13 protein-coding genes are annotated in these 15,258 nt (G+C 38.2%); 4 read left to right on the top strand and 9 right to left on the bottom strand.

Annotation, left to right across the window (positions count from 1 at the left end; translation table 11 throughout):
• Positions 1-67: 67 nt before the first annotated feature.
• The 3 genes from VB797_RS27065 to rpsB form a co-directional block, all read right to left on the bottom strand.
• Entirely contained in the window at positions 68-1,159 is a 1,092-nt protein-coding gene (locus tag VB797_RS27065; protein ID WP_323240865.1) for a hypothetical protein, read from the bottom strand.
• Positions 1,160-1,429: 270 nt separating this feature from the next.
• Entirely contained in the window at positions 1,430-2,374 is a 945-nt protein-coding gene (tsf, locus tag VB797_RS27070) for a translation elongation factor Ts (protein WP_323240866.1), read from the bottom strand.
• A gap of 205 nt (positions 2,375-2,579) precedes the next feature.
• Positions 2,580-3,386 (bottom strand): 30S ribosomal protein S2, encoded by an 807-nt coding sequence (rpsB, locus tag VB797_RS27075; RefSeq protein ID WP_323240867.1) that lies wholly within the window; start codon positions 3,384-3,386, stop codon positions 2,580-2,582.
• A 217-nt stretch (positions 3,387-3,603) separates the two neighbouring features.
• Here rpsB and VB797_RS27080 point away from each other — a divergent pair, with 217 nt between their 5' ends.
• A complete protein-coding gene (locus VB797_RS27080) occupies positions 3,604-5,034 on the top strand; it encodes an ATP-binding protein (RefSeq protein WP_323240868.1) in 1,431 nt (476 codons plus the stop codon).
• A 455-nt stretch (positions 5,035-5,489) separates the two neighbouring features.
• Here the strand turns inward: VB797_RS27080 and VB797_RS27085 are convergent, their stop codons facing one another.
• From VB797_RS27085 to VB797_RS27095, 3 genes are all read right to left on the bottom strand, one after another.
• On the bottom strand, positions 5,490-6,437 hold the full coding sequence (locus tag VB797_RS27085; RefSeq protein WP_323240869.1) for a glycosyltransferase family 2 protein: 948 nt from the start codon (positions 6,435-6,437) through the stop codon (positions 5,490-5,492).
• 170 nt (positions 6,438-6,607) lie between these two features.
• Positions 6,608-7,378 (bottom strand): PEP-CTERM sorting domain-containing protein, encoded by a 771-nt coding sequence (locus VB797_RS27090; RefSeq protein ID WP_323240870.1) that lies wholly within the window; start codon positions 7,376-7,378, stop codon positions 6,608-6,610.
• A 500-nt stretch (positions 7,379-7,878) separates the two neighbouring features.
• A complete protein-coding gene (locus VB797_RS27095; RefSeq protein WP_323240871.1) occupies positions 7,879-8,538 on the bottom strand; it encodes a PEP-CTERM sorting domain-containing protein in 660 nt (219 codons plus the stop codon).
• 663 nt (positions 8,539-9,201) lie between these two features.
• On the opposite strand from VB797_RS27095, the gene VB797_RS27100 reads away from it, so the two are divergent.
• Positions 9,202-10,398 (top strand): argininosuccinate synthase, encoded by a 1,197-nt coding sequence (locus VB797_RS27100; protein ID WP_323240872.1) that lies wholly within the window; start codon positions 9,202-9,204, stop codon positions 10,396-10,398.
• 301 nt (positions 10,399-10,699) lie between these two features.
• Here the strand turns inward: VB797_RS27100 and VB797_RS27105 are convergent, their stop codons facing one another.
• A complete protein-coding gene (locus VB797_RS27105) occupies positions 10,700-11,332 on the bottom strand; it encodes a DedA family protein (RefSeq protein WP_323240873.1) in 633 nt (210 codons plus the stop codon).
• Positions 11,333-12,044: 712 nt separating this feature from the next.
• On the opposite strand from VB797_RS27105, the gene VB797_RS27110 reads away from it, so the two are divergent.
• Positions 12,045-12,371: an STAS domain-containing protein gene (locus VB797_RS27110; protein ID WP_323240874.1), complete on the top strand. Its 327-nt coding sequence runs from the start codon at positions 12,045-12,047 to the stop codon at positions 12,369-12,371.
• Positions 12,372-12,883: 512 nt separating this feature from the next.
• On the opposite strand, the gene VB797_RS27115 is transcribed toward VB797_RS27110, so the two are convergent.
• Positions 12,884-13,441, bottom strand: coding sequence for an Npun_F5560 family protein (locus tag VB797_RS27115; RefSeq protein ID WP_323240875.1), 558 nt, complete (start codon positions 13,439-13,441; stop codon positions 12,884-12,886).
• 245 nt (positions 13,442-13,686) lie between these two features.
• Positions 13,687-14,040: a 30S ribosomal protein S6 gene (gene rpsF / locus VB797_RS27120; RefSeq protein ID WP_323240876.1), complete on the bottom strand. Its 354-nt coding sequence runs from the start codon at positions 14,038-14,040 to the stop codon at positions 13,687-13,689.
• Positions 14,041-14,462: 422 nt separating this feature from the next.
• On the opposite strand from rpsF, the gene VB797_RS27125 reads away from it, so the two are divergent.
• Complete coding sequence (locus VB797_RS27125; RefSeq protein ID WP_323240877.1) at positions 14,463-15,239, top strand: fumarylacetoacetate hydrolase family protein; 777 nt, start codon at positions 14,463-14,465, stop codon at positions 15,237-15,239.
• Positions 15,240-15,258 lie beyond the last annotated feature (19 nt).

Here is a 15,258-nt window from a genome sequence, read left to right on the forward strand (position 1 = left end):
TAACTCCTAACTCCTAACTCCTAACTCCTAACTCCTAACTCCTAACTCCTAACTCCTAACTCCTAACCTAATCTTCATACCAGCTAGAACGCCAAGCTGCTTCTGCGGTAGCTATAGTACGTTCTCGCTGTTTCTTTTGATACTCTCTTCCCAGCTTGCCTAATTGATTCAAAATATTGCGAATCTGCTTGCGTTCGTGAGAAAGTTTAACGTCAGCAAACTCAATTTCAACTAACCGCAGGTTTAGAGCCATGACTTGTGTTAAGTTTTCGGAGTTCAATTGTTTTTCTTCGCTTTCAATTCCTACCACCAAGCTCAGTAAATTGGGAGGTCCGGGCATGATTTCTGTAGATGCTTCCGCTGAGGCTGCTGCGGCTTCTAGAATGCTTTCTGGCAACTTTTGAGGTAAAATATTGATTTTTTGTAATAGACGATTACCATCACGAGACAAACTTTTCAATTCGTAAGCAATAGCTCTTTCTAAATTTTTTTGCCAAGCAGCTAATTCCATCGGATTAGAAGTATTAGGGCTAAACCAGTTTTTCCAATCTTTGCTGAGTGGGGGTTCTAGCGAGAACATGGGAGCAGAACGATTAGACGAAAAAGATGGTATTTTAGCATTTGGAGGAATTGAAGTATAGGTAGCATTTGCAGAAAAATTATTTGCCAGGTTGATCCGATCTTCCATTTCCAGTTCTCGGGCAATTTCTTCTAAATCTTCATCGTCTTCTATTTCCAGTTCTCGGGCAATTTCTTCTAAATCTTCATCATCTTCTATTTCTAATTCCTGGGCAATTTCTTGTAAATCTTGCTCCTCCAACTCCAACTTTTCTTCTATTTCTGCTTCTTCTAATTCATCATCAACTTCTTCTAATTCCGGATCGTTAATTAAAGCTTGCATATCTTTGGATGCAGATTTTGCTAAATTACGCATAGCTTGCTGTAATTTCTGGCGTTGATTTAAAGATAATTTGAGAAATTTTTCTGGATAACCCTGAGTACACAGATGATAGCTTGCTAAAATCAACTGTTGAGATACCGCTTGTCCCAAAACAGATAAATAACTCTCATAGGCATTTTTGAGTTGTTTTGCGATCGCCCCTATAGCTTTTTCTAGCTCGACAATATCCTGTTCTATTCGCTCGATTGGTCTTGCCATATCTGATTGTTTTCCATTTTATCTTAGTGGTACACAAGTACGCAATTATCCCTACGTAACCACTGCTAAGATTTGAATTAACACAAGAGTAAAAAGTAATTTCAGTTTAAGTTTTTTAATTTTTGAATTGCTCGCGTTCAAAATTCCTAAAGATGCAATTAATTTACCAATTACCAATTACTAATTACCAATTATTTACTTAATATATGAAAAACAGGTCAACCGAACCGAAGATTGACCTGTATAAAAACGAAACTACTCTCAACTGAATTATTTATTGCCCAATTGTGCGGCAACTTCATCAGCAAAGTTTTCTTCTTTTTTCTCAATACCTTCGCCAAGAATATAGCGGTCGAAGCGAGTAATAGAAATTTCTCCGCCGACTTTGGAACCCGTTTGTTTGACCAATTCTTCAATCGATGTACTTTGATCGCGGATGTAAGGCTGATCCAACAAAGTCATTTCTTGAAGACGCTTATCGATTCTTCCTTGAACAATCTTTTCTTTAATATTGTCAGGCTTTTTCGCTAAGTCATCGCGTCCCATTTCGATTTCTTTTTCTTTATCAGAAATTTCAGCGGGAATTTGATCTACACTGATGTACTCAACGTTTGGACAAGCAGCAACCTGCATGGCAACGTTTCTTGCTAAAGTTTGAAATTCTTCGTTACCAGTAGCAGCTTCCGAATCGGATTTGAGTTCAACTAATACACCAACTCTACCGCCAGTATGAATATAGCTGTCTACAACACCTTGGTTATCTCCGGATAAGGAGTAATTAACAAAACGTCGGACTTTGATATTTTCACCTAGAGTCGCGATTGTTTCAGCAATAAATTGCTCAACCGTTTTGTCCTTACTTTCTGTGTAGGGTTGAGCTAATAAAGACTCAACGCTATCAGCCGTCGCCGCTTGCTTAGCCAAGTTTTGCACTAAGGTTTTAAAAGCTTCATTGCGAGCAACAAAGTCAGTTTGACAGTTGACTTCTAATAATACGCCAACTTTACCATTAGGCTCAATATAGGTCTCAATTAAACCCTCAGCAGCAATGCGATCGCTTTTTTTAGTTGCGCCAGTAATGCCTTTTTGGCGTAACCATTCGGTACCTTTCTCAATGTCTCCATCGTTTTCTTTTAGCGCTTTTTTGCAGTCCATCATCCCAGCGCCAGTTTTCCGCCGTAACTCCTGGACTAATTTTGCAGATATTTCCGCCATATTGCCTCAATTTCTATACTGACAGTTCCAATCGCTCTCCGGGATTGAGTATTTCTATATTACTCGTGCCGTGGGATATTCAGAAAATTTTGATCTAATTATCTCAAACCTAAAGTATAAAAAAGCAGGAGGCAGTCTAAATAATCAACATTTGTATTACCGTTCGTGCCTTCCTGGTTTCTGAATTCATAAAATTGTTTAGACTTTAGTCTTCAGAGTCATCTTCATCACCACTATCATCGAAGGATTGATCGGTTGATTCCCCTTCGTCTTCGTAATCGTACTCTTCCTCGGAGCCTTCATAATCGTACTCTTCATCACCATCCAATTGACCGTGATGACCTTCATAAATAGCATCCGCTAATTTACCTACGATCAATTTGATCGAACGGATCGCGTCATCGTTAGCTGGAATGGGAATATCCACCACATCCGGGTCGCAATTTGTATCTAACATAGATACGATTGGCAATCCCAATTTCTGACATTCCTGAACTGCGTTATACTCCCGGCGTTGGTCTACAATTATGACCACATCGGGGATTTTCCGCATATTTTTGATCCCACCGAGGTATTTTTGCAGCTTTGATAATTCCCGACGCAGCATTGAGGCTTCTTTCTTCGGCAATAAATCCAGCGCACCGCTATCTTCACGACGCTCTAAATCTTTTAAACGGTCTACCCGTGTTTTAATAGTCGTCCAGTTGGTGAGCATTCCACCCAACCAGCGCTGGTTGATATAGTGCGCTCCACAACGACTTGCTTCTTGAGCAATGATTCCCGCAGCTTGTCTTTTAGTGCCAACAAACAGAAACTTCTTACCTTGTTCTGCATTAGTTCGCATATAAGAATACGCATCTTCCATCAACTGGGCTGTTTGCACCAAGTCGATGATATGCACTCCATTACGAGAAGTGTAGATATAAGGAGACATTTTCGGATTCCATCTGCGGGTTTGATGTCCGAAATGAACTCCTGACTCCATCATTTGAGCCAATGAAACAACAGCCATATTTTTTCTCCGATTCGGGTTAAACCTCCATCTAGTTGCATTTCCTGACTGGAAACACCCGAATTTCTAGATGTGCGAGATTAGAAAACTTTTCTAATTTACCACATAAAAATGCTGTGTTTGGGGGGGAAAACCGAATTTAAGCGTCAATTGTGTTTTTTCTGAAAGGTGAATAAAACTGAGTTAGAACTAATTGATTAATTATACTTAGATACATATGAATCTACCGCCATTGCCTACCAACGAAGATGATAGACTCCAAGCGCTCCTGCAATATCAAGTCCTAGATACAGAATCCGAGCAAGCATTCGATGACTTAACGGCGATCGCAGCACACATTTGTAATACCCCCATTTCTTTAATCAGTTTGGTAGATAAAGACCGGCAATGGTTTAAATCTAAGATTGGTTTAGGAGCAACACAAACACCTAGAGAATTAGCTTTTTGCGCTTATACCATACTTGACCCAGAACAAATGCTGATTGTACCTAACGCCCAAGAAGACGAAAGATTTGCAGATAACCCGTTGGTAACATCCGATCCTAATATTAGATTTTACGCTGGCTCACCTCTAGTAACACCCGATGGATTTGCGATCGGGACGCTATGTACTATCGACACCAAACCGCGAAATCTCAGCCCTGAAGAAATAGAGACGCTACAGGCTTTAAGCCGTCAAGTAATTAGTCAGTTAGAACTAAGAATTAACTTAGTTAAATTAAAGCAAAATATCACTAATCGCGAGCAAATAGAGATAGATCTACGCAGTACAAATAAACAACTAACTAATACTTTGAAGAAGCTAAAACAAACACAAGTTCAACTTATTCAAAGTGCCAAAATGTCGAGTTTGGGTGAAATGGTAGCTGGAATTGCCCACGAAATCAATAATCCGGTCAACTTCATTTATGCAAATCTTAGTTACGTTAATCAGTATGTTAATGACTTGCTTAACTTGCTATCTCTTTACGAGCAGCACTATCCCAATCCTCATCCCGAAATTAAAGATCAAATTGAAGCAGTAGACAAAGATTTTTTGATTGAAGATTTACCTAAAATATTATCTTCAATGGACATGGGAGCCGAGCGCATTCAAAATATTGTTTTGTCTTTACGTAATTTTTCTCGATTGGATGAGACTCAAAGAAAACCTGTTGATATTCATGAAGGTATAGATAATACATTACTAATTTTGCAGCATCGGTTAAATGCAACAGCCCAGCGCCCTGAGATCAAAATTATCAAAGAGTATGGCAAAATAACAAAAATAGAATGCTATGCCGCACAACTGAACCAAGTTTTTTTTAATATATTATCGAATGCAATTGATGCTTTAGAGGAAAAATTTAACAATCACTTAGAAAATAATCTCACCCAATCGCCGACAATTCTAATTCGTACTAATATTTTTGGTAACAATCATTTTGTAGTTAGAATTGCTGATAATGGAACGGGAATTGCAAAAGAAATTCAACCAAAAATATTCGACCCTTTCTTTACAACTAAACCAGTAGGCAAAGGTAAAGGTTTAGGACTCTCAATCGGCTATCAAGTTATAGTTAAAAAGCATAACGGTACCCTAAAATATAGAACTACAAATGGAAAATGCAGCGAGTTTGTCATTGAAATTCCAATTCAAAGTAATTAGATAATATTAGTTAAATAGGTTGACGTTGAAAATTGTACAGGAATGGCCGCAATTGTCACAAGACCGAGGGAACGGTGCGTGACACATAAACCTTATTATTGCGTTATAAATCAAGCGAAGTGTTACAGCACCCTACGACCAAAATATGCCAGTTGCGTAAGTCCTATGTAATTAAGACAAGGGAGTAGGCAATAGGGAGTAGGAGTAAGGCTTTTAATCAAATTTACATTTTGTTACATAGTTGAGTTTATTTGTGCCAACTTACTTCAAATACAGGACTTACGCAAAAATAACGTAATTTCGTCATTGCGATCGTAGGGAAGCAATCCTAAAGCCTTGTTTTCCGTCACGAATTACGAATTACGAATTATACTCACGACTGCGTAAGTCCTAAAACAGAAGGCAAAGCCTTGTTAAAATGCATTACAAAGTAGAACCTTGTAACGAGATTCTAACTATATTTTCTGTTCTTTTTTCGCTTCCACGTAAGCAGCGTAAACACCTTGGACGTTATACCAGTTCAAGAAAATTCGAGCTAATTCCAAAGCTAATTGCGGTTTACCCGATTTAATTAACTGTCGCAATAAGGGAGCCATCGTCCGTTCATTTACGGCACCATTCAGCGAAAGCACACCCCAAAGTAAACGGTGTATCCAGGTCATTTGAATCATCATTCGCACATTCCAAGTGGGATGTTTTTGATAAAATAAAACTCCCATTCGTCCCCGTTGAATTTCCTTATCAATCAAATTAGGAATCTGCTCTAAATTGAAAGCAGGATGCCAATGATAACCCACAGCTTCGGGACATTTAATCAACTTTAAGCCTAAATTTTTCAGCCGCACGCCTAATTCTAGATCTTCCCAACCATAAAGTTGAAAACCAGTATCGAAAAGTCCAGCTTCCTCTAACCAATGTTTGGCGATCGCGACGTTTCCCGTAGCAAAAAAAGCAGCGGAATAATCGGTTAATTTATATGGTTCGGAAGTTGGATTCTCGAAGTTCGCAGTATTAATTACCGCACCATAAGTAAAAAACTTGTCATTGCCAAACTTTTCCTTTGCCTCAGTCAGCGCATCTGCATGAGCTTGCAGAAAAGCTTCCGTAACAACTAAATCGCTATCAATAAAAATAATTGTATCGCCTTTCGCTTTTTCTACACCCAAATTCCGCGCCGCAGCTGGTCCCATGTGTTCTTGCTCGAAGGTTCGGACGTGGGGAAATTCATCTTTATGTGTTTCCAACCACTCTAAAGTCCCATCGTTAGAACCGTCATCAACCAAGACAATTTCGTAATCCGATACTATACTAGACGCACTCAAAACTTGTAGCTCTAAAGCTTTGAGGCACTTCTCTAAAATCGGCTTGCGATTGTAAGTCGGAATCACAACACTAAAAAACACAGTCTCACCCCCAACACTATTCCCTTCAGCATAGGACAGCTATAAATCTTATGCTGTTCCTTGCCTTACTGTGGTTACGGAAATTGTGTAGAAATACATAACTATATATAAAATATTTTATACCTTTATTTACGTATTATTCCCAGTTTGTAAACTGGGAAATTCTATTCTTATGGCTTCAAAGTTACCTTGTGACCCTTTCGACGTAAGATCAAACCAGTTCCAACGATTCCCGTCAATAAACCAAAAGCATTAGTTGATTCTGGAACTTGTCTGGGTGTTTGCACGGTGAATTTTAATGTCGCGACACCTGGAGCGGGAGCATTTTGATCTAACGGAAGTTTATCGTTCTGCTCAAAAGTTATTTTACCGTTAGCGTTCTCAAATATTCCCGTTCCTCCAGTGATGGTTATGGTACCTCCACCGCTGACTCTACCTGGAAAGTCTGGAGAACCTGGAGGAAAGAAGTTAATTGTAGCCATATCATCAGCTTTACCAAATAACTTATTAGCACTGTTCCCGAAATATATATCAGAATTTTCTTCTGAGTTAGGTATTCCTAATCCAACACGCTTATCTATCACAGATTGCGGTGGATTTTCTAAACCTAAGACATTGGGATTTGCGTTGAATTTAAATTGTTGAGTTACTGGTACTTTATTCCCATCCTTATCGGTAATAGATTCCTCCGATACTAATTTACCGAAAGTATTACTTTCAAAATTAGTTAATCCGAAAACAGTATTATCTTTAGACGTACCTGAAATATTAGCAGTAAAAAACCCCGATTGTTCTTCAATTGGCATCAATGTAAATAGCGTATTGTATGTAATCTCGAATTCTTTATTTACACTTGTTTGTGCTTTTGCGCTTTGTACATTTAACCCGAAAGCCACGCAAGTCAAAGCTACGGGAATCAACCATTTAATTTGCGATTTCATAATGATAGATACCTAGATTAATAAGATAACCAATTTTGCTTATATATACGTTTTAGGGAAATATTATATTTAATATATCTTCATAGTAGAATGATTTTGAATGAAGAGAATCAAATTCCTAAACTTTGATAAAATTTAGCTAAAAATACTTCAATCAAGCATTAAAAAATTAGTACTTTGAGTTATCGATTTACGAACAAATTGCTTGCAAAAAATATTGAGAAAGTCGCTTGTTTTACCTTTTATACTTCTATGTCAGTTCATCAATAGCTGCGTTTTTTCAGAATATTTTACTAAAAAGCACATTAAAAACATCGCTTTTGCCTTGATTCCTTATACCCTGCATCGAACGGTATTAATAACCACAATCTAAAAACTAACAGTTAGGAAGTTAGATTATATTTACTTGTTCTTTTAGGTAAACATAGAAAATTGGTTTAATACGCATTGATGAAATTACATCAACTGTTATCGATGCAAGCTTAAAGCAAGTTTAATTATTATCGCTTCAAAGTAGTTTTACGACGCTTCTGACGTAGAAACAAACTAGCCCCTAATGCTCCCGTAATCAGCCCAACAGTGGTTGTTGGCTCTGGAATTTGATGGGGAACTTGGAAAGAACCGCTAATAATAGCTTCACCTAAAATAGGAGCAGTTGGATTTGGATCGAAATTGCCGTTTTCCGTAAAAGCCAAGCTGCCACTAGCACCAGTAAATCTACCAGCCCCACCCGTGATATTTATAGAACCTTCACCCGATACCTTGAAGGTTTGAAAATCAAATAAAGCTGTAATTTTACTAAATCCAAACAGCTTATCATCACCACTACCAAAGAATTCGTCTGTAAGCAAAGGAAAAACTGCTGGATCTAAACCTAAATCTGTTGGATCTGCACTAAACGTGCCTACACCAGTCCCAGGGTCTATACGACTATAGTTTTCGCTCATAAAGTTAGTTAAACCGTAAGGAGCATTACTGTTTGTACCTGAAACAGACGCTTTTACAACATCTGAATTATCAATAGGTGTAACAGTTACTTCTGTGTCATAAACGGTATTAAATGGAAATGTCGTATTTGCGGCAGCCCTTTGTATATTCGACCCGATACTAAAGGAAGCTAAAGCTACTGGAATCAACCATCTAATCTGGGAAGTTATCATAAACTAAGCCTTTATACCTAAGTAATGAATGTTACGTTAACAAATCAGCAAGTTTCACTTGTCTATAATTATCAGCCAAAATACTGAGGATAAATATAAAAATCACGTATTTTTTGCTTAAAATTTAGTACAGCAAATTATTTTATTTTCATATAGCTTATGTAAAAATACTTATATTTTATTTGATCGGTACTCCGCCATATAAGTTATGGGGGGGTCGGAGTAGTGCGAGCGTCCCGCTCGCTCGTTGCTTTTAGCTCGCTGGTTGTAACGAGCGTTCACGAAGTGTGCGCTTCCCTGCGGGAACACCTTGCGGTGAACGCGCACACTACCCTTCGGGCAAACTTCGTTAACGTGAATCTGCGCTTACGCACACGCACTACGAATATATTACTCATCAAAATTAATGTGGTAGACTACTAGTTTCTTCAAAGTCAACGACAAAATTTCTCGCTCAAAATCAAAAAGTCCTTGATTTTACATTTGATATCCTGTCAAATCATTAACCCTTCATTTATGCTGAAGACTTTAGTTACACCAATACTTAAGCAGGTATGTATACAGTCTGTAAGAAATACTTAATTAGTAGAAATACTGAGGAGAATATACCTAAATTAATTGGATAATAAACAATCGTCGTTTTGCAGCATCAGAAAATAATCAATGGGTCGCGCTAAAAAGGTTGTCTTAGCATATTCCGGTGGAGTAGATACATCAGTATGTATCCCCTACCTCAAACAAGAGTGGGGAGTAGAAGAAGTAATTACCCTCGCAGCAGATTTAGGTCAAGGTGAAGAATTAGAACCAATCCGTGAAAAAGCTCTCAAGTCCGGTGCAAGTGAATCGCTAGTAGTGGATGTCCGTGAAAGCTTTATTAAAGATTATGCATGGTTAGCCATTCAAGCTAACGCTATCTACGAGAATCGTTACCCCCTAGCAACTGCTCTTGCACGTCCGTTAATTGCCAAAGCATTGGTAGAAGCAGCCCATAAATATGAAGCGGATGCGATCGCGCACGGTTGTACTGGTAAAGGTAACGACCAAGTTCGTTTTGACGTAGCCGTTACAGCGATGAATCCCCATCTTAAAATACTCGCACCAGCAAGGGAATGGGGGATGAGTAGGGAAGAAACTATTGCTTATGGGGAACGTTTTGGTATTCCTTCACCAGTGAAAAAATCTTCCCCTTACAGTATTGACAAAAATATGCTCGGTAGGAGTATTGAAGCTGGTTTATTAGAAGACCCATCCTACGAACCCCCTGAAGAAATCTACGAAATGACAAAGGCGATCGCGAATACTCCGGATGAGCCAGAGTACATCGAAATCGGTTTTGTTAAAGGTATTCCCACGACTTTCAACGGTGAATCCAAAAACCCACTTGAAATGATTTCCCTACTCAACCAATCGGTAGGAAATCACGGTGTAGGACGCATCGACATGATCGAAAACCGTTTGGTAGGCATTAAATCGCGGGAAATTTACGAATCTCCGGCAATGGTGGCACTAATTCAAGCCCATCGCGACCTAGAAAGTTTAACTTTGACAGCGGATGTCAGCCACTACAAGCGGGGTATTGAAGAAACTTACAGCCAATTAATTTACAACGGTTTGTGGTTTAGTCCGCTCAAAGCAGCACTTGATGCTTTTATTCAAAAGACACAAGAGCGAGTTTCCGGAACAGTGCGGATGAAACTTTTCAAAGGTAACGCGATCGTTGTTGGTCGTCGTTCGGAAAGTTCCCTTTACAATCCTGAATTAGCAACCTACGGGGCTGACGATCAATTCGACCACAAAGCTGCCGAAGGCTTTATTTACATTTGGGGATTACCTACTCGCATTTGGTCGCAGCAGAAATAATAGGGAATAGGGAGTTGGGAGTTAGGAGTTAGGAGTTAGGAGTTAGGAGTTAGGAGTTAGAAATTAGTACCACCGGACTTATTAATCAGTGTCATCAGTGTCACCAGTGTCATCAGTGTCATCCATTTAATCTGTGTTCGGAGTTAGAAATTAGTACCACCGGACTTATTAATCAGTGTCATCAGTGTCATCCATTTAATCTGTGTTCGGAGTAGGAAGTAGAGGAAGAGGAAGGAAATGTTGACGCAAATAATCATACTTAGTTATTCCCAATTCCCAATTCCCAATTCCCTACAAAAATTCATTCCTCACTAGTTATCTCCTTAACCTGACGCGACTCTAGCCACAAAGGTACAGCGATCAAAGCAACAAGAATCAACAATGCCAAAATAGCAAATTGACCTACCCACTTTACCAACTGTTCTAAAGGGACTGCTTTACCAGCGAAGAAAGCCAAGGAAACCATCGTCCCAGCCCAAGCACCAGCACCCAAAAAGTTGTACAGCATAAATTTTGCAAAAGGCATTTCGGCGATACCAGCTAATGGTGACGCAAAAATTCGCAGTAAAGCGAAAAATCTGCCAAAGAATACGGCTTTAGCAGCATTTTCGCTAAATTTTTCTTTTATACCCAAAACTTTAACTTCAGAAATTCTTAATAAACTTGCGAGACGCATTAGCAACGGCCAACCACCAATGCGACCGATCCAGTAGCCACAAGTGCCGCCAATCGCAGCACCTGCGGCTGCATCTCCCAAAACTAACCAGTAATTAAGTTCATTATTCCCAGCCAAAAAACCGCCCACCAAAGTTACTGTTTCACCAGGAAGCGGAATGCCTAAATTTTCTAATAAAATACCTACAAAAATTGCCCAATAACCGTATTGATGAGCAATTTCCTGAATATTCTCCAATGATATGAAATCGAGAGACATCCAGCCTTACCATATTTATATAATTTTACATTTCTATATCTTGACTCTTTTCAAGATAATGTGTCAACGAAGTTGCAGTTTATTTTGGTAACGCATTCCTCACGCATAGAATGCGGGGGCTTTTAGTAGTCCTGTCCACCAACGGTGTCAAAGATGTTCACCTCCAATCACATTAGCTTCCGAGCCTAATCGGTGCGGTTACGACTAAAAGAGAGTGTACTGTATTTATCTTTTAGACAGTAGCTGCAATACGCATAGTTTATTATACTTAGTTTCATGCGTGAATATAATTAATTAGTTAAGATAAAATATTTGATAGTTGTTTATTAAGTTAGGAATTTGAAGAGTTATAATTTTTCTTCGTTCAACTTAAATGTATTTAATAATACTTGCTAACTGTATATTGCTTTACCACAACCTTACACTTCTTAGTATTGATAGCAATAATTTCACATAAAATTCATAAAACTACGAGAAAATTATAAAAATTTTGTAAAAGAAGCAGTTGTTACGGAAAAAGCAAATCCCTTATGCATATACTGAGAGTTGTTTGGAAAAATTATACGACATAAATACTGATTAAATTTATCTCAACGCACTGCCCAAAACCCGATCTAATATGTATGTAAAGACGGTAGGCTTCTAGTTGAGAAAACAGTATTTGTGTCTGTTTTTGTTTTTTCTTCAGTACTTCAATTACTTAGTTAAATTTATGACTTTCACATTAGAACGTCAAGTTATTGTATTCAAGCCCGAAGGACGTATGGATTTACAAGGTGGAAATACCTTGAGTGAAAAGATAGATCGGGTTGTACCTCACCCAGAGCAATTCTGGGTTATAAATTTACAACTAGTAGATTTTATGGACAGTTCTGGTTTAGTTAGCTTAGTTAGAGGACTTAAAATAGCGCGTCAATCCAATTGTCGTCTAGTTCTTTGCAATGTTACGGCACCAGTTCGCTTGGTTTTGGAACTTACCCATCTAGATTCTGTGTTTGAAATTTTTAATACTTACGAAGACGTTTTGAGCATCATATAAAAACAAAAATTTAGCTGTAGCGAGCTAAATGATTGTTAACCCGATCTCAAAATGCCGAGATTTAATTTTAGTCCCGGTAAGTAATCAAACTCAAGCTTTAAGGCTATTGTTAGTCAATATATCGATATCAACCGTTGTGCTAATTCACTTTTTATATAGACAAACTTCACTCAGCAATTAGCTAGGAGTGATGTTGAGTTGATGGAATTTTCTTCAACTTTTTGCACAAAAGCAACAGAAGAATTTATCAGTGGGTAAAATTGGTAATTATTCGTTTTTTTATCGTTTTACCCAAGTAATTCTTCGTTTTCCCATGTCAATTTTACTGTTTTTACAATTTTAGAATCTAATATTTATTTTTGTATAAGTGTTTTTTTAACTAAAACAAATTTGAATTCTAAACAAATTACCTAATATAAACCACTCAATTATCCCGTAGCTTTTTAAAATCAACCAGTAAGCTACAGGTACATATAAGACTAAAAAGTAATCTTAATAATTAATATTTTGAATTAAACATTTGGTACGGTAGAAATACTACCTGGAGGATTTGAGCGAGGAAATGAAGGCAAATCAATACCGCTGTGAGAAGCCGTGCGAGATTTAAGTGCTAAACGGTAGCTTACACTTTGCAATTCTGCCTGCAACTGACGGTTTTCCTGCTGTAGCACCGCTAACTTATCTCTAACCGGAGCCATCCGTTCCTCGAACTTATGACGATAGATTAAAGGTAATTCCTGCACCACCTGCTCTAACATCCGACTACGATCCGTTAATTCTTGAACCGATTGACGTAATTGATAAATTTCGCTGTCGCGAGTACTAATTTGCTCTTGGTAAAAATTGACCTGTTCTTCTACTGCTTGCAGTTGTTCTCGTAAAGCATTTAGCTCAACAGAATGACGTTCGGAAACTTCTGGCTGGGGCATAAAATCGGTATTACCCTTGACCAGTCGGAATAGCTCTTGAGACAACTGCTGCACTAATTGGTCTCGAAGCTGTAACTCTTGACGCAATTTTGATACTTCAGTAGAGAGAGCTTGGATGGTGGAGTTATCTGTTTGGCTCACAGTGTCTTATAGTTTACTTGATAAATCTTTTCCACGCTTAGAGCAATAAGTATATCGATCGCTTAAAGGTAAGTATCTGTTAATTTAACATCCTCAGCCGTAATGGCAAGGGAAAAGGAATATATTTTTTTACTTTTATTAAAGATTAAATTTTGGATGTAGCGAATTGGGATAGTTTTAACTAAAATCCCAAAATACTGATTACCAAAACTTAATCTTATTTGACGTTCGATCCTAGAAGATAATTATCTTTCTTGAGCGATCGCTGCGATCGAGACTTCCTCTACGGCTGTCTCCTCTTCTGATGTTGGGTGCTTTTGTTTAATAGTCAAATAGCGAATTACCTCTTCGCTTAAGCGCATCGCACGCTCCATAGGAGCAATTGCATCACCCTTGCCAGTGTAATTCATTTGGACGTAGACACCATCCCGATGTCTATTAATCTCATAAGCTAAACGACGTTTACCACGATTTTGGATTTCGAGATTTTCAGCCCCATTCTCTTTGAGTAAGTTCTCGTACTTAGAAATATTTTGCTCTACCTGCTCGTCTATCAAGTCTGGTCGCAAAATATACATCGTTTCGTAGTATGTAGCCATTTATTTTAATCTCCTTTTGGACATTTGGCTGCCAATTTCAAAGAAAGCCGCTAAGTAATATAAATTACAATACTCAAGCAAACAAACATTTTGAGCAGCAAGGAATTATAATCTTACCAGTTTTTGATTTTAATTGACGACCCTTTAAAAATCTACTTTGTGTGTGTAGTTAATTAAACCGTTCTTGTGACATGAGACTAATTCCCAAAAATCCGAGCCAGCTTATGTTTACTCAAACAAGTGTCAATCAATTTTTAGGCAGGAATAAATTCCTTTTTTTAATTGCCGATCGCAAAATATTAAGCATAGTTTGGGCATAACTTATAGTATTGGTTTACAAACTCTAAAAATGTCAACCTATACCAATTGAACAATCTGTAAACAACGTGAAAAAAGATATTGAAAAGGAAGTAATTAAGCTTATGGCACAGCGTTATGTGCGAGTTCAAAATACTGAAGGTATAATCTACTATGGTTTGCTACAACTCGACCTCAATGTCCAATTACTCGATGCTCCACCTTGGTTACAGGGTCAGCCAACCGATTTAAAATTAGCACCAGATAGCTACCAAATTTTAGCTCCTTGCTCTCCTTCTAAAATTGTCGCGGTAGGTAAGAATTACGCAGATCATGCTGCTGAAATGGGTACAAAAGTACCAGAGGAGCCGCTGATTTTTTTAAAACCCCCTACTTGTATTATTCCTTCAGAAACTGAAATTCAGTATCCAAAAGTTACGCAACGGGTAGATTATGAAGGAGAACTAGCGTTAGTTATTGGGGAATTAGCGACTAAATGCACTCCTCAAACAGCCCAAACTAAAATTTGGGGTTATACCATTGCGAATGATGTAACAGCAAGAGATTTACAAAAGTCCGATGGACAATGGACTCGTGCTAAAGGTTTCGATACTTTTTGTCCTTTAGGTCCGTGGATTGTCAGAGAATTAAGTCCCGGTGCTAGATTGCAAACTTTTTTGAATGACGATTTAACTCCCGTTCAATCTGCTTGTATCGACCAAATGGTGTTTTCACCTGAGATTATAGTTGCTTATATAACTCAGGTGATGACGTTATTGCCGGGAGACATAATACTTACAGGTACACCTTTGGGAGTTGGCCCACTACATTTTGGCGATCGCGTTCGTGTAGAAATCGAAGGTATTGGTCGTTTAGAAAATACTGTAGTAGCTAGTAAATAAAAGTTTAGTCAAATAGTTC

Origin of the sequence: Rivularia sp. UHCC 0363, assembly GCF_034931125.1 — a bacterium.
In the GTDB taxonomy this organism is placed as follows: domain Bacteria; phylum Cyanobacteriota; class Cyanobacteriia; order Cyanobacteriales; family Nostocaceae; genus Rivularia.

Bases quoted from the DNA above. Each gene is read 5' to 3' on its own strand.
- VB797_RS27065 (WP_323240865.1), bottom strand. From the start codon at position 1,159: ATGGCAAGACCAATCGAGCGAATAGAACAGGATATTGTCGAGCTAGAA.
- tsf (WP_323240866.1), bottom strand. From the start codon at position 2,374: ATGGCGGAAATATCTGCAAAATTAGTCCAGGAGTTACGGCGGAAAACT.
- rpsB (WP_323240867.1), bottom strand. From the start codon at position 3,386: ATGGCTGTTGTTTCATTGGCTCAAATGATGGAGTCAGGAGTTCATTTC.
- VB797_RS27080 (WP_323240868.1), top strand. From the start codon at position 3,604: ATGAATCTACCGCCATTGCCTACCAACGAAGATGATAGACTCCAAGCG.
- VB797_RS27090 (WP_323240870.1), bottom strand. From the start codon at position 7,378: ATGAAATCGCAAATTAAATGGTTGATTCCCGTAGCTTTGACTTGCGTG.
- VB797_RS27095 (WP_323240871.1), bottom strand. From the start codon at position 8,538: ATGATAACTTCCCAGATTAGATGGTTGATTCCAGTAGCTTTAGCTTCC.
- VB797_RS27100 (WP_323240872.1), top strand. From the start codon at position 9,202: ATGGGTCGCGCTAAAAAGGTTGTCTTAGCATATTCCGGTGGAGTAGAT.
- VB797_RS27105 (WP_323240873.1), bottom strand. From the start codon at position 11,332: ATGTCTCTCGATTTCATATCATTGGAGAATATTCAGGAAATTGCTCAT.
- VB797_RS27110 (WP_323240874.1), top strand. From the start codon at position 12,045: ATGACTTTCACATTAGAACGTCAAGTTATTGTATTCAAGCCCGAAGGA.
- rpsF (WP_323240876.1), bottom strand. From the start codon at position 14,040: ATGGCTACATACTACGAAACGATGTATATTTTGCGACCAGACTTGATA.
- VB797_RS27125 (WP_323240877.1), top strand. From the start codon at position 14,463: ATGGCACAGCGTTATGTGCGAGTTCAAAATACTGAAGGTATAATCTAC.